Raw genomic sequence first — 13,722 nt, 5'->3', positions numbered from 1 at the left:
TGCTCCTCGTCTAATGTGGACGAAAGTGCCTCATCGGGCGACTTCCCGCAAGATCATAAGCACCGATACACGATCTTTTAAGGCCCGCGACGAGGGGTTTTCACCGCCGTAACAAAGGGAGCACCCGCCGGCCGAGCAGGTCGATCCCGCCGTGCGGCGTCAACCCGTGCGGCGTGCCGAACTCCACCCGGCTCGCCCCGGCGTCGAACACCGCCGCGGCCTGCGAGGCCACGTGCTCGGGTGTGCCGGAGAAGGCGAACAGGTCGAGCAGGTCGTCGCCGATCAGCGCCCCGGCGAGGTCGTCCTCGCGACGACCGACATGCTGCTGGATCCGGGCCAGCAGGTCCGGGTCCACCTCGATCGTCGGGTCGTGGGCGGCGACCACCGCCAGGTACATGGCCACCTCCCGGCGGGCCACCCGCCGGGCCACCACACCGTCCTCGTCGACCACCGTCACCGCCCCGAGCACCACACCGGTGCGGTCGCGGTCCGGCGTGGTCGCGTCGTCCAACCAGCTCCGCATCAGCCGGGCCATCGCCGGGTTCGCCGACCCACCGACCTTGACCTCGCCGGCGAAGCCGGCCGCCGACCGCGCGGTCTGCCGCCCCCACGTGCCGACCAGGACCGGTACGTCGGCACGGGCCGGGGTGTACCGCAACGACGTGCCGGGCGCCACGGTGAACTCGCTGCCCTGGAAACCGCTGTCGTCACCGGCGAGCAGCAGCCGGACGACAGCGACCGTCTCGGCGATACGCCGGATGGGCCGCACCTGCGGCACGCCGATCTCGTCGAGCCAGGTGCCCCGGGCCAGCCCGAGATAGGCCCGGCCGTGCGAGGCGAGATCCAGCGCGGCCACCTGGCCGGCGACCTCCACCGGGTGCATGGTGAACGGGTTGAGGCACGCCACGCCCAGGCGGATCCGGCTGGTGTGCCGGGCCGCCACCAGCAGCGGGAAGATCGGCGGTTGGTACATCAGGTCACCGAAGACCGACAGCACGTCGAACCCGTGCCGCTCGGTCAGCTCGGCCAGCTCGGCGTACTCGTCGGCGGACTTGTCGGACTGCAGGCCGATCCCGACCAGCCCCTCGCTCACGTCAGCTCCCCGGTGGGGATCTGCCGGCGGCCGGTCCGCTCGATCCGCATGATCAGGCGCTCCTCCGGGTCCGGGCAGGCGACGTGGCTGTCCTGGGCCAGCCAGTCCCCCTCGGCCAACTCCCGCTGCTTGGCGGGGATCAGGGGCAGGCACGCGGCGAGCGCGTACAGGCAGAAGTGCTTGCCGGCCGGGATGCTCAGCCGGTTCGACTCGGTCACGTCGACGTGGTCGCCCGGCTTCAGACCGCACACCGAGCGGCCCTCGATCCGCTCCACCACGACCCGCAGGTCGTACAGGTCGGTGGTGGGTTCCTCGGCGCTCATCGCACGGCCTCCGCGTGGTGGTGCACGATCCGCCAGGTGCCGGCCTCGCGGCGCAGGACGTCGGTCACCCGGAAACACTCGTCCGGCCGGGCGTCGGCGAAGCGGGCCCGCAGCACGTAGCGCACCAGGCCGATGTCACCCCAGGCGTCGGCGTGCAGGTGCTCCGGCACCACCGCGATCGGCGGCGAGCCGGCGGTCCGGGTGGCCCGCCGGTCCCGCAGGTCGTCCAGCGCGCCCAGCCCGGACAGCAGGCCGTCGGCGTCGGACTCCCAGAACGTCAGGTCCGGGTGCAGGTGCGCGTCGAACGCCTGCCGGTCGCCGAGCGACCGGTACAGGTCGGTGATGGTGGTGGTGAGCTGATCAGCGCTCATCGGCTGTCACTTCCGCTCGCAGGGGTACGACAGGTCAGGGCAGGGTCGCCAGGTGGGCGCGCAGTGGGTCCAGTCCCATGGGTCCGAGCGCCAACGCGCGGTGGTGGAAGCGTTTGCGGTCGAACGCGGTCCCCTCGCGCTGTTCGGCCTCCCGGCGGGCCCGCTGCCACAGCCGCGCGCCGACCTTGAAGGCGAGGGCCTGCGCCGGCCAGCCGAGGTACCGGTCCACCTCGAAGCGAGCCGTCTCGGCGTCCAGTCCGGCGACGCGGGTCAGGACGTCGACAGCGAGCGCCGGCGTCCACCGCCGCTCCTCGGTGAACCCGTTGCCGGCCGGGATCGGCAGCCCGAGGTGCAGGCCCAGATCGATGACCACGCGGGCGGCCCGCCACATCTGGCCGTCGAGCATGCCGAGGCGCTCGGCCGGGTCCGCGTACAGGCCGATCTCGTCGGCCAGTCGCTCGGCGTAGTGCGCCCAGCCCTCGGCGTACCCGTGCACCTGGCAGAGATGGCGCTGCCAGGGGTGCAGGTCGGCGGTGGTGAGGGTGATCGCGTGCTGGAGGTGGTGGCCGGGCAGACCCTCGTGGCAGAGCGTCCCGACGTGCCGCCACACCGGCACCGTCGACTCGCCGGAGGGCACCGACCACCAGATCCCGCCGGGCCGGGTCAACGACGGGTCGGGCGGCGTGTAGTACATGACCCCGGACGTGGCGGGGCTGATCCGGCACACCACCGGCCGGGTGGCGGCCGGAATGTCGAAGTGGGTGCCGTCGAGCGCGTCGGTCAGCTGCTCGGTGCGCTGCCGCAGCCACTCCTCCAGGGCGGGACCGGCCGGCACCCGGCGGGCCGGGTCGGCGTCCAACGCCGCCCGCGCGGCCGCGACGTGCCGGTGACCCAGCTCGCGGGCCACGGTCCGCAGCTCGGCGGCGGTGCGGTCCAACTCCGCCCAGCCGTACGCGTACACCTCGTCGAGGTCGATCGTCGCGCCGAGGAAACTGCGCGCGGTGACCGTGTAGAGGTCTTTCCCGACACCGTCCACCTCGGACGCGACGGGTGCCAGGTCGGCCCGGAGGAACGCGGCGAAGCCCGAGGTGGCTGCGGTGGCCAGCCGTGCGCCCAGCTGCAGCTGCGCGGCGAGCGGACCACCGGGGTAGCCCTCCACCAGCCGCCCGTAGACGTCGGCGACGGTCCAGGCCGTGCACTGGTTGGCGACCACGACGACCTGTCGGCGGGCGACCAGGTGTCCCCGCTGCGCCGACCGGCGCAGCGTGCTGGCGTACCGGGCGAGGGCCTCGGGCACCTGGCGCAGGTGCGCGGCCACCACCGCCCAGTCGTCGGCGGTGTCCCGGGGCAGGTTGTCGAAGATCTGCCGGAGCAGGTGCACCGGGGTGGCCAGCGGCGCGAGCAGCCGGGTGGTGAAGCCCGCGTCGTACAGGTCGACCTCGCTGGCCAGGCGGTCGCGCAGGGCGTCGGCCAGGGCCGGTTCGCCGGGGCCGTGCGCGCTCGCCGAGGCGGCGGCCGTCGCGGTGCGTCGGGCCAGCTCCGCGCGGGCGTCGAAGCCGTCCGGCGACAGGTCCGGGACCTGCGACACCGGGGTACGCCCCGCCGCCTCGGCCGCCTGCGGGTCCAGCTCGGCGAGGGCGTCGAGGTACCCGTCGGCGACGTCGGTGACGCTGCTCATCGCGGTACGCCGAGCCGGCCGTGCGCGACGCCGAACCGGCCCCTGTCGTCGCGGTACGCGACGCCGCCCTTCACCACGGCGTGCAGGGTGCGCAGCGCCGACACCGAGCGGGTCGGGTCGTCGCGCAGCACCAGCAGGTCGGCGTGCCGGCCGACCTCGATGCTGCCCAGGGTGTCGGCGCGGCCCAGCCACTCGGCGGGGCGGACGGTGGCGGCCTTGAGCGCGTCCGCGACGGGCATCCCCGCGTCCACCATGAATTCCAGTTCGCGCACTGTCGCGGTGGTCTCGTCGTAGCCGGCGTGCGGCGGCATGTCGCTGCCCAACGCGATCGGTACGCCGTTGCGGATGGCGTGCTGGAGGCTCTCCCAGTGTCGGGGGCCGGCCGCGAGGGCCCGGTCCATCAGCCAGCCGGGCACCCCGGAGTCGCGGAAGAACTGCTCGCAGCGACTCACCACGATCGTCGGCACGTACCAGACGCCCCGCTCGGCCATCAGCCGCGTGACATCGTCGGTCAGCTCGTACCCGTGCTCCACGCAGTCGAGGCCCAGTTCCACGGCGCGGTGGACCGAGTCGGCCGGGCCGGCGTGCGCGGTGACCTTGCGCCCCCAGTCGTGGGCGACGCGGATGACGGCGGCCATCTCGTCGTCGAGCAGTTGCGGGGTGTCGATGGCCTCGTGCTGTCCGGCGATGCCGCCGGAGATGCACACCTTGATCAGGTCGGCGCCGGCGCGGAGCTGCTCGCGGGTGGCCCGCCGGAACCCGTCCGCGCCGTCGGCCTCCAGGGCGTCGGCGTCCCAGCCGTGACCCCCCGTGCAGCAGAGCGCGTGGCCGGCGGTGAAGATGCGCGGGCCGTCGACAGCGCCGGCCTCGATGCCCCGGCGCAGGGCGAAGTCCGCGTACCGGCTCTCGCCGACGAGGCGGGCCGTGGTGACACCCGAGTGCAGGGTGCGCCGGGCGGAGTCGGCCATCAGCAGCACCAGCTCGGCCAGGTTGGAGTTGTGGACCGTGTCGGCCAGGTGGCCGGGCAGCCCCAGCGACAGGTGGACGTGCATGTTGGTCAGACCGGGCATGACGTGGTCGCCGCCGAGGTCGACCACCCGGGCGTCGCCGGCCTCGCCGAGGACGTCGTCGACCGGGCCGACGGCGCGGATCATCCCGTCGGCGCCGATCCAGATGCCCCGGTCCGGTTGCAGGGCGTCCTGGACTCCGTCGTAGAGGGCGAGGTTGACCAGGACCTGTTCGGTGGGCATGCGCATGGGACGTCCTCAGAGTGGGCGCGCGGCGGTCGGTGCCGCGGCGGAGTCGGTGAGCCAACAGGCGACGCTGCGGTCGCCCAGGTCGACGGTGGGTGGCTGCTCGACGCACCTGTCGAACGCGTGCGGGCACCGGGGCCGGAACCGGCAACCGGTGGGGGCGTTGGCCGGGTCGGGCACCTCCCCGGCGAGGATGGCGGGCAGGCGCGGGGTGGGCCCGATCTGCGGCACCGCGTCGATCAACGCCCGGGTGTACGGGTGTCGCGGCGCGCGCCACAGCTCGCGGGTGGGTGCGGTCTCGACGATGCGGCCCAGGTACATCACGGCGGTCACGTCGGCGATCTCGTGCACCAGCGACAGGTCGTGGGAGATGAACAGCATGCCCATGTCGAGGTCGCGGACCAGCCCGACGAGCAGGTTGACCACCTGCGCCTGGGACGAGGCGTCCAGGGCCGTCACCGGCTCGTCGGCGATGATCATGCGGGGCTCGGGTGCGAGCGCGCGGGCGATCGCCAGGCGCTGCCGCTGGCCGCCGGAGAACTGGTGCGGGTAGCGGTCGGCGGCGCCGGCCGGCATGGCCACCCGGTCGAGCAGTTCGTGCACCCGGGCCCGGCGGGCCGCCCCGGTGACCGTCGCCGGCACGCCGTCGAGCAGTTGGGAGCCGATGGTGCGCCGGGGGTTCAGCGAGGCGTACGGGTTCTGGAAGACCATCTGGAGGCCGACCTCGGCGTCCGACCGGGGTCGCCAGCCCAGCGGGGTGACCGGTCGGTCGGCGTACCGGACGGTGCCGGCGCTCGGCGCGCTCAACCCGACCGCCACGCGGGCCAGCGAGGACTTGCCGCAGCCGGACTCGCCGACGAGGCCGACGATCTGGCCGGGCAGCACCTCCAGGTCGACCCCGGCGACGGCCCGTACCCGCCCCCCGCCTCGGGATCGGTACTCGACCTCGACGTCGGTGAAGGACAGTCGCGCGGGCGCGGGGGTCGTCATGCGGCCACCTCCAGGTTCGGACGGACCACGCAGGCCACCGACCGGTCCGCGTCGACGGGGGCGAGCGGGGGCGGTGCCGTGCCGCAGGACGGTTCGGCGTACCCGCAACGGGGTTCGAACGGACATCCCGGTGGCGCCTCGCCGGGTGCCGGCGGCGCGCCCGGGATGGGTCGCAGCGTCCCGCCGGTCCGGGTGCCGTGCGGGCGGGCGCCGAGCAGCGCGGCCGTGTACGGGTGCGTGGGCGCGGTGAGCAGAGCGCCGGTCGGGCCGGTCTCGACCACCCGCCCGGCGTAGAAGATGTAGCCGCGGGTGGTGAGGGCGCTGAGCACCCCGAGGTCGTGGGTGATGAACGCGACGGCCAGCCCGGTCTCGGCGCGCAGCCGGTCCAGCAGGGCCAGGATGCCGGCCTGCACGGTGACGTCCAGGGCGGTCGTCGGTTCGTCGGCGATCAGCAGTCGGGGGCGGGCCGCCAGGGCGATGGCGATGGCCACCCGCTGCCGCATCCCGCCGGAGAACTGGTGCGGGTAGGCTCGCAGGGCCCGCTCCGGGTCCGGGATGCGGACCTGGTCGAGCAGTTCCACCGCGCGCCGGTCGGCGGCTCGGCGGTCCATCCGCAGGTGCACCCGCATGTGTTCGGTGAGCTGCCGGCCGACGGTGAGCATCGGGTGCAGCGCGGCGCTCGGGTCCTGGAACACCATGGCGATGCCGGCCCCGCGCACCCGCTGCCAGCCCTTGTCGTCCAGGCCCAGCAGCTCGGTGCCGGCGTACCTGGCCGAGCCGGTGACCGCCGCCCCCGGGGGCAGCAACCCGAGCAGGGTCTGCGCGGTGAGGCTCTTGCCGCAGCCGCTCTCCCCCGCGATGCCGACCAGTTCACCCTCGTCGACTGTCAACGACACGTCGTGCAGGATCGGCAGCGGGCCACGCGACGAGGGCAGGGTGACGGCCAGGGAGTCGACGTCGAGCAGCGGTGCCACCTCAGCGTCCCTTCGAGTAGCGGGGGTCGAGCCGGTCGCGCAGCGCGTCGCCGAGCACGTTGAACGCCATCACCACGGTCAGAATGGCCAGGCCGGGAAACACGCTGACCCACCACATCGACAGGTCCTGCGCGCCGAGGGCCACCATCGAGCCCCACTCGGCCGCCGGCGGGCGGGGGCCCAGGCCGAGGAACGACAACGCGGCGAGCAGCAGCACCGCGTTGCCCAGCTCCAGCGTGGCCAGCACGATCGCCGGGCCGACGCTGTTGGGCAGCACGTCGCGGCGCAGCGCGCGGATCGGCCCGACGCCGAGCAGCCGAGCCGCGTTGAGGTAGTCGTCGCCGCGCATGCCCAACACGGCGCTGCGGATGACCCGGGCGTAGACCGGCCAGGAGACGATGACCAGCGCCAGCACCGCGTTACGGGTGTTCGGGCCGAACGCCGCGGTCACCGCCATGGCCAGAATGATCTGCGGGAACGCGAACACCAGGTCGGTCAGGCGCATCAGCGCCTCGTCGACGAACCGACCGACGTACCCGGCGACCAACCCGAGCAGCCCGCCGAGCAGCAGGGCCAACGAGACGATGGCCAGGGCCAGCGGGATGGACAGGCGGGCGCCGTGGATGACCCGGCTGAGGATGTCCCGGCCGAGCGAGTCGGTGCCGAACCAGTGCGCCCCGGAGGGCGGCGCGTACGCGTCGGGGCTCTGCGCCAGTGGGCCGTACGGGGCGAGGACGTCGGCGAGTAGTGCCACCAGCAACCATCCACCGAGGACGGTCAGTGCGACCATCGTGATCGGCTGACGACAGACCGGCCGGCTGGTCGTGCTGCCGCGTAGTCGGCCGAGCCGGCGACGCCGGCTGAGGGCCCGCTGCGCCTTCGGGTCCGCGAGTGTCGTCATGAGAGCCGGATCCTCGGGTCGATGAGACCGTAGAGCAGGTCGACGGTCAGGTTGACCACCGTGTAGACGAGCGCCACGAACAGGCTGACGCCGAGGATCGAGGGCAGGTCCAGTGCCGTGGCGCTGCGGTACGCGTACTGGCCGACGCCGGGCCAGCCGAAGATGCTCTCCACCAGCACCGTCCCGGACAGCAGCGAGGCGAAGGCCAACCCGGAGACGGTGACCACCGGGACGAGACCGGCGCGCAGCAGGTGCCGGCGCAGCACCACACGGGTCGGCAGACCCTTGGCGTACGCGGCGCGGATGTAGTCCTGCTGGAGCACCTCCAGCATCGCCGAGCGGACGAACCGGACCAGCATCGCCACCGTCAGCGAGGTCAGCACGAGCACCGGCAGGGACAGGTGCTGGGCGGCGTCCCACGCGACGTCCCACTGCCCGGCGAGCGCCGCGTCGACCGTGTACATGCCGGTGACGGTGGGCGGTGGACTGAAGTCCGTGGAGAGTCGTCCGCCGCTGGGCGCCAGGCCGAGCTGGTAGAAGAAGACGTAGAGCACGACGAGCGACAGCCAGAACGGCGGGGTGGACAGCCCGAGCAGGGCGCCGATCCGGACGAGCTGGTCGGTGAGCCGACCGTTGCGGACCGCCGCGAGCATGCCGATCCCGGTGCCGATGAGCAGCGCCAGCACCATGCTCGGGATGGCCAGCTCCAGGGTCGCCGGCACGTAGTGCAGCAGGTCGTCCAGGACGGCCCGCCCGGTCTGCTGGGACACGCCCAGGTCGCCGTGCAGCAGGTTGCCCAGGTAGTGCACGTACTGGGCCCAGAGCGGCTGGTCCAGACCCCACTTCTCGCGGAAGGCGGCCACCGCGGCGGGGTCGTTGAGGGCCTGGTCGGAGAGGTTGGCGGTCACCGGGTCACCGGGGACCACGTTGACCAGGCCGAACGTCACCACCGTGACGCCGAGCAGCAGGCCGGCGGTGATCGCCACCCGCTTGGCCAGGAACGTCAGCAGCGGGTGGGCACCCCGGGGCCGGGACGCGGTCGTGGCGACCGCGCCCGGCTCACCGTCGTGGACTGTCGTCATGTCGCCGCGACTACTGACGGCCGACCGCGGCGACGTCCACCTGCCAACCGGCGGCGGTGTAGTCCGCGCCGGTCAGGTCCTTGGTCGCCACGACGATGGAGGAGTTGCTGGCCAGCACCACGTACGGCGAGGAGGCGTTCATCAGCCGCTGCCACTCCTGCATGGCGGCGGCCCGGCCGGCCAGGTCGAGGGTCTCGGTGACCTTCCTGCCGGCGGCCACCACGGCCGGGTCGGCCCGCTCGACCGTCCAGCCGGAGCGCAGCGCGGTCGCCTGCCCGGGTGCCATGTTGTTGATGAGCGAGTCGGCGACCGGGTAGTTCAGGCTCTGCGGGGTGAATCCGAGGGGTGACTTCCCGCCGCGCATCTCGTCGAGGAACGTGGTCAGCGGCTGCGGGTTCAACTCCAGCTTGATGCCCGCCTCGGCGGCGTCACCCTGCACCTTGGTGGCCACCGTGCCGAGGTCCACACCCTTGTAGGTGATGGCCGGGTAGGTGAACTTCACGGTGGGGTTGGTCAGGCCGCCTTCGGCCAGCAGCGCCTTGGCCTTGGCCACGTCCCGCTTGGACTCCTCGCCGGTCGGCAGCGCGCCCGGGAAGGCCGGCGCGACCAGCCCGGCGCCGGGTGCCGCGCCCTTGCCGTACAGGGCCGCGATGCCCTGGTAGTCGATGGCGGCGCGCAGGGCCTGGTTGAACTTCGGGTTCGCGGTGACCGCCGAGACGCCCGGGTCGGCGTTGAGGAAGAGGAAGTAGACGGTGTCCTGCACGCCGGAGGTCTGCAGGCTGCCGGGCAGGCCGTCGAGGAGCTTGCCGGAGATGTCCAGGGAGATCTCGGCGGCCTCGGCGCGCTGCATGGTCAGCTTCTGGGTCTGCGCGTCCATGTTGCGCAGCACCACCCGGGAGAACTGCGGCTTGGTGCCCCAGTACGTCGGGTTGGCCTCCAGCACCACCTGCGCCGACGGGTCGTACGACTTCAGCACGTACGGGCCGCTGCCGAGGGAGTTGGTGTCCAGGTACTGCTGCGCGGTGTCGCCCTGCGCGGCGTCGGCGCCGTCGCGGGCACCGTGCTCCTTCGCGGCCTTGGAGTTGAGCACCGCGGTCGACGGCATCGACAGCACGACCGGGATGTTCGGGTCGGGTGTGGCCGAGGCGACCACGACGGTGCTGTCGTCGGTCTTCGTCACGGTCAGGCCGCTGACGGTGACCGCCGGGCTGGCCTTGATGTTCTTCAGGCGGTTCAGCGAGAAGACGACGTCGTCGGCGGTGAGCGGGCTGCCGTCGGCGAAGGTCACACCCTGCCGCAGCTTGAAGGTGAACGTCTTCGCGTCCGGTGACGCCTGGTACGACTCGGCCAGCGCGGGGACGGGCTTGCTCACGTCCGAGCCCTTGAACGTGAGCAGGGTGTCGTAGAGGGCGTGCACGGCGGTCAGGCCGGTCGCCTCGTAGACCCGGCCCGGGTCGAGGGTCTTGAGCACGAACGAGGTGTTCACGGTAAGCGTCTTGGCCGCACCGTTCGCGTTTCCACCGCTGCCGCCGGCGCTACAGGCGCTGACGGACAGGGCGGCCAGCGTCGCCAGAGCGGACGCTCCGGCGAGGAGCCGGCGGGGGGACACCGACATGCTGTTCCTACCTTCTATCGCGCGGCCCGCCGTGCGGGAACCGCGGGGCGTCGACGCCTCGGCGACCCGACCACCGGCGGAAGCGGCGGGAGATGGTCGCGGGGTTCTCGGGAAGCGTCGTCTCGGGTTGGATGTAGGCCGGACGGGGACGTCGTCCGGTTCGTCTCGACGCGGCCTTGTCTAGTGGTGTCGAACGTCGCCGCCTGTTGTTCAGCGATACTAAACAGACCCGTATAGTCGGGTCAATCAAGATTCAGCCACACTGTTTTTGGAACGAGGACACATGCTCGGTGACCGACTCCGCGACCTGCGTCAGCAGCACTCCCTCACGCTGCGCCAGCTCGCCACCGCCGCCGACGTGTCCCCCGCCCTGCTCAGCCAGATCGAGAACGGCGCGACCGACCCCAGCCTGGCGACCCTGCGAAAGCTCGCCCAGGTCTTCGACACCTCGATCGCGGAGCTGTTCTCCGAGCCCGAGGCGCCACCCGTGCACATCAGCCGCGTCGGCAGCCGGACCCGGCTGGCCGCGCCGCCCGGCCAGATCACCTACGAACGACTCACCCCCGGCCGGGGCGACCTGGAGGTCCTCCAGGCCCACCTCGCACCCGGCGACGCCAGCTCGGCGGAACCCTGGGCACACCCGTCCACCGAGTGCGCGATCGTCGTCACCGGCGAGGTCGTCGCGCAGATCGGCGCCGAGTCGTACACCCTCACCGCCGGTGAGTCGGTCACCTTCGACTCGCGCCTGGCGCACCTCTACCGCAACGCCAGCGGAGAACACGCCCACCTGATCATCGCGGTGACGCCACCGACCCCCTGACCGGCCACGGTGGACGACCGGGGGGATCGACGGAACGTCGGCGCGGTCCTAGCATGTCGACGAATGGATCTTCGAGATCGGTCGGTGCCGACCCCCGGCGACCGGCCCAACCGAAGGGAGACGCGTGTGCGTCGACCCCGTCATCTAGCACTCCTGAGCGTCGGCGTGTCCGGCGCCCTGGTGCTCAGCGCAGCCCCCACCGCAACGGCTGCACCGCCCGCCGACACCACGCCCACCGGCATCGTGGTCAGCGACGGCATGACCCAACCGGTGTTCTCGCTCGCCGACGCCATCGAGGAGCGGGTGTTCGTCCAGACCCCCGTGGACACCGACCACGACGGTCGGCTCGACCGGGTCGCGATCGACATCTCCCGACCGCGCGAGACCGCCACCACCGGCTTCACGGTGCCGGTCATCTTCGAGCACAGCCCGTACCGCAAGGGCACCTGGGGTGACGTGCCGTACCCGAGCGTGCTCGTCGACGAGCTGCCGCAGAACGGTCTGACCGACCGCTCCGGCCGCCGCGCGCTCGACATCGGCGCGCAGCGGGCCCAGGCCAAGGCCAACCTGCCCGGTTCGCTGGACGACTACTACGTGCCCCGCGGGTACGCGGTGGTGCTCGGCCAGAGCGTCGGCACCGGCGACTCGGACGGCTGCCCGACCAGCGGCGACCAGGCCGAGACGCTGGGCACCAAGGCGGTCATCGACTGGCTCAACGGCCGGGCCAAGGGGTACGACGCCAACGGCGCCCCGGTCACCGCCGACTGGACCACCGGCGCGGTCGGCATGACCGGCGTCTCCTACAACGGCACCCTGCCCAACCAGGTGGCCACCACCGGTGTCAAGGGACTCAAGACCATCGTCCCGGTCTCCGCGATCAGCAGCTGGTACGACTACTACCGGGCCAACGGTCTGGTGGTCGCGCCCGGCACGTTCCAGGGCGAGGACCTCGACATCCTGGCCCAGTACACCGCCGGGCAGGCCCGTGCCGAAGGGCAGTGCGCCGACGAGCTCGCGAAAATCACCGAGGAGCAGGACCGGGTCACCGGCGACTACTCGCCGTTCTGGCGCGACCGCGACTACCTCGACGCCCGCAACGTCGAGGCCAGCGTCTTCGTCGTGCACGGCCTCAACGACTGGAACGTGAAGACCGAGCACTTCGCCGGCTGGTGGGACCAGCTCGCCAAGCGCGACGTACCCCGCAAGATCTGGCTGCACCAGGGCGGCCACGGCGGCCCGGGAAGCAGCGCCTCGGTGACCCTGCCCAGCGGGCAGACCTGGACGTACAAGCAGACCGAGAACCGCTGGTTCGACTTCTGGCTGTGGAACGTGCGCAACGGCATCATGGACGAGCCGACCGCCGTGCTCCAGCGCGAGGACCGGGCCTACACCACGTACGCCAACTGGCCCGACCCCACCGCCCGTGAGGTGGGGCTGCGGTTCGCCGCCACGGACGCCACCGCCCCGGGCACCCTCACCACCGGCAAGCCGCCGAAGGGCAAGGTCGAGCAGAGCTTCGTCGACGAGGGCCGGACCATCCACCCGGGCACCCTGGTGTCCAACCCGGACACCGCGAGCGCCAACCGGCTCGCGTACCGCTCCCCCGAGTTGACGCAGCACGTCCGCATCTCCGGACGTCCCGAGATGCGACTGCGGATGGCGATCGACAACAAGCCGGACGCGAACCTCACCGCGTACCTGGTCGACTACGGCCCGGCCGGGGCGACAGTGGTGACCCGGGGCTGGATGGACCCGCAGAACCGCACCAGCGACGCCCGGACCACCCCGGTGAAGCAGGGCAAGATGTACGACTACCGGTGGACCATGGAACCGAAGGACTACGTCTTCCCGGCGGGGCACCGGATCGGCGTGATCGTCTTCTCCAGCGACCAGGAGTACACGCTGCTGCCGTTGGGCGGCACCGAACTGCGGGTCGCGCCGAACGACAGCGAACTGCGTCTTCCGGTGGTCGGTGGGCGGAGCGTCCTCGGCTTCTGAGCCTGTCGCGTTCGTACCCTGGTGGGGCAGTCCGGGACGCTCGGACTGCCCCACCAGCACGTCAGGGGCCGCCCCGGGGTTTGCGCCCGGCCAGGATTCGGGAAGGTGCTGCCTCACGGCGCCACGAGGCAGCAGTTCCGGGGATAGTACGAGATCGTCGAGCACGCGGTCGCATGCGCCCGCGTCCCGTCGCGGTGGCGGTGATTCCGCCTGATGGTGGGCGCAGATCGTGCGATACCGCGCCTACCAGCTTGATCCACTCCGTTTCGGCGAAGCTGGGGTATCCCCGGCACTGGGATACCGCGATTTCGCCGAACCCGAGTGGATCAAGGCGGGTGCACCGTCGCCAGCCGGGATGTTCGACCGCCATGCGAGGTTTGTCCGGTGGTTGCGGTCACCCGGGCGGCGGAATCCGGACCGGCCCGGAGTCGTTATACCTGGCACGGCCGCGAGTTTGGTCGTGGTGAGCGGCAGCCGCCGGGAACACCCGGCAGGCCGCCCCGGTTGCACCCCCAGAGCACAACGGGCCGGGAGCCCGGCGGAATGAGTTTGCTGCCGGACTCGGTTACGTCCTCCGGCTCGGCGGGATGATGACCCGCCGCCGCACCCTGTTACATCCGCCGC

The 13,722-nt window shown here is 72.2% G+C and carries 12 protein-coding genes; 2 read left to right on the top strand and 10 right to left on the bottom strand.

All coding sequences use genetic code 11. From position 1 onward, the window contains the following. Positions 1-100: 100 nt before the first annotated feature. Genes GA0070612_RS18800 through GA0070612_RS18755 form a run of 10 tightly spaced genes read right to left on the bottom strand, consistent with a single transcriptional unit; the run spans position 101 to position 10,280 of the window. Entirely contained in the window at positions 101-1,093 is a 993-nt protein-coding gene (locus GA0070612_RS18800) for an LLM class flavin-dependent oxidoreductase (protein ID WP_088989097.1), read from the bottom strand. Then, the gene (locus GA0070612_RS18795) at positions 1,090-1,416 is read right to left on the bottom strand and encodes a TIGR04076 family protein (RefSeq protein WP_088989096.1); all 327 of its coding nucleotides are present in this window, start codon (positions 1,414-1,416) and stop codon (positions 1,090-1,092) included. Before GA0070612_RS18795 ends, GA0070612_RS18800 begins: the two co-directional genes overlap by 4 nt. After that, positions 1,413-1,787: a nuclear transport factor 2 family protein gene (locus GA0070612_RS18790; protein WP_088989095.1), complete on the bottom strand. Its 375-nt coding sequence runs from the start codon at positions 1,785-1,787 to the stop codon at positions 1,413-1,415. Before GA0070612_RS18790 ends, GA0070612_RS18795 begins: the two co-directional genes overlap by 4 nt. Before the next feature lie 34 nt (positions 1,788-1,821). Continuing rightward, positions 1,822-3,465: a DUF885 domain-containing protein gene (locus GA0070612_RS18785; RefSeq protein ID WP_088989094.1), complete on the bottom strand. Its 1,644-nt coding sequence runs from the start codon at positions 3,463-3,465 to the stop codon at positions 1,822-1,824. Beyond that, positions 3,462-4,721: an amidohydrolase family protein gene (locus GA0070612_RS18780; protein WP_088989093.1), complete on the bottom strand. Its 1,260-nt coding sequence runs from the start codon at positions 4,719-4,721 to the stop codon at positions 3,462-3,464. The genes GA0070612_RS18785 and GA0070612_RS18780 overlap by 4 nt, the downstream gene beginning before the upstream one ends. Positions 4,722-4,730: 9 nt before the next feature. Beyond that, on the bottom strand, positions 4,731-5,708 hold the full coding sequence (locus tag GA0070612_RS18775) for an ABC transporter ATP-binding protein (protein ID WP_088989092.1): 978 nt from the start codon (positions 5,706-5,708) through the stop codon (positions 4,731-4,733). Continuing rightward, positions 5,705-6,682, bottom strand: a complete 978-nt coding sequence (locus GA0070612_RS18770) for an ABC transporter ATP-binding protein (RefSeq protein WP_088989091.1) — start codon at positions 6,680-6,682, stop codon at positions 5,705-5,707. Before GA0070612_RS18770 ends, GA0070612_RS18775 begins: the two co-directional genes overlap by 4 nt. A gap of 1 nt (position 6,683) precedes the next feature. After that, positions 6,684-7,583: an ABC transporter permease gene (locus GA0070612_RS18765; RefSeq protein ID WP_088989090.1), complete on the bottom strand. Its 900-nt coding sequence runs from the start codon at positions 7,581-7,583 to the stop codon at positions 6,684-6,686. Further along, positions 7,580-8,665, bottom strand: a complete 1,086-nt coding sequence (locus GA0070612_RS18760) for an ABC transporter permease (protein ID WP_197699187.1) — start codon at positions 8,663-8,665, stop codon at positions 7,580-7,582. Before GA0070612_RS18760 ends, GA0070612_RS18765 begins: the two co-directional genes overlap by 4 nt. A 10-nt stretch (positions 8,666-8,675) precedes the next feature. Beyond that, positions 8,676-10,280 (bottom strand): ABC transporter substrate-binding protein, encoded by a 1,605-nt coding sequence (locus GA0070612_RS18755; RefSeq protein ID WP_088989089.1) that lies wholly within the window; start codon positions 10,278-10,280, stop codon positions 8,676-8,678. 283 nt (positions 10,281-10,563) lie between these two features. Between GA0070612_RS18755 and GA0070612_RS18750 the strand changes: the two genes are divergently transcribed. After that, a complete protein-coding gene (locus tag GA0070612_RS18750; RefSeq protein WP_088989088.1) occupies positions 10,564-11,100 on the top strand; it encodes a helix-turn-helix domain-containing protein in 537 nt (178 codons plus the stop codon). Positions 11,101-11,226: 126 nt separating this feature from the next. Continuing rightward, on the top strand, positions 11,227-13,098 hold the full coding sequence (locus GA0070612_RS18745) for a Xaa-Pro dipeptidyl-peptidase (protein WP_088989087.1): 1,872 nt from the start codon (positions 11,227-11,229) through the stop codon (positions 13,096-13,098). Positions 13,099-13,722 lie beyond the last annotated feature (624 nt).

This window comes from Micromonospora chokoriensis, assembly GCF_900091505.1.
In the GTDB taxonomy this organism is placed as follows: Bacteria; Actinomycetota; Actinomycetes; order Mycobacteriales; family Micromonosporaceae; genus Micromonospora; species Micromonospora chokoriensis.
This window is presented reverse-complemented; position numbering and strand designations above follow the sequence as displayed.

Bases quoted from the DNA above. Each gene is read 5' to 3' on its own strand.
- GA0070612_RS18795 (WP_088989096.1), bottom strand. From the start codon at position 1,416: ATGAGCGCCGAGGAACCCACCACCGACCTGTACGACCTGCGGGTCGTG.
- GA0070612_RS18790 (WP_088989095.1), bottom strand. From the start codon at position 1,787: ATGAGCGCTGATCAGCTCACCACCACCATCACCGACCTGTACCGGTCG.
- GA0070612_RS18785 (WP_088989094.1), bottom strand. From the start codon at position 3,465: ATGAGCAGCGTCACCGACGTCGCCGACGGGTACCTCGACGCCCTCGCC.
- GA0070612_RS18780 (WP_088989093.1), bottom strand. From the start codon at position 4,721: ATGCGCATGCCCACCGAACAGGTCCTGGTCAACCTCGCCCTCTACGAC.
- GA0070612_RS18775 (WP_088989092.1), bottom strand. From the start codon at position 5,708: ATGACGACCCCCGCGCCCGCGCGACTGTCCTTCACCGACGTCGAGGTC.
- GA0070612_RS18765 (WP_088989090.1), bottom strand. From the start codon at position 7,583: ATGACGACACTCGCGGACCCGAAGGCGCAGCGGGCCCTCAGCCGGCGT.
- GA0070612_RS18760 (WP_197699187.1), bottom strand. From the start codon at position 8,665: ATGACGACAGTCCACGACGGTGAGCCGGGCGCGGTCGCCACGACCGCG.
- GA0070612_RS18755 (WP_088989089.1), bottom strand. From the start codon at position 10,280: ATGTCGGTGTCCCCCCGCCGGCTCCTCGCCGGAGCGTCCGCTCTGGCG.
- GA0070612_RS18750 (WP_088989088.1), top strand. From the start codon at position 10,564: ATGCTCGGTGACCGACTCCGCGACCTGCGTCAGCAGCACTCCCTCACG.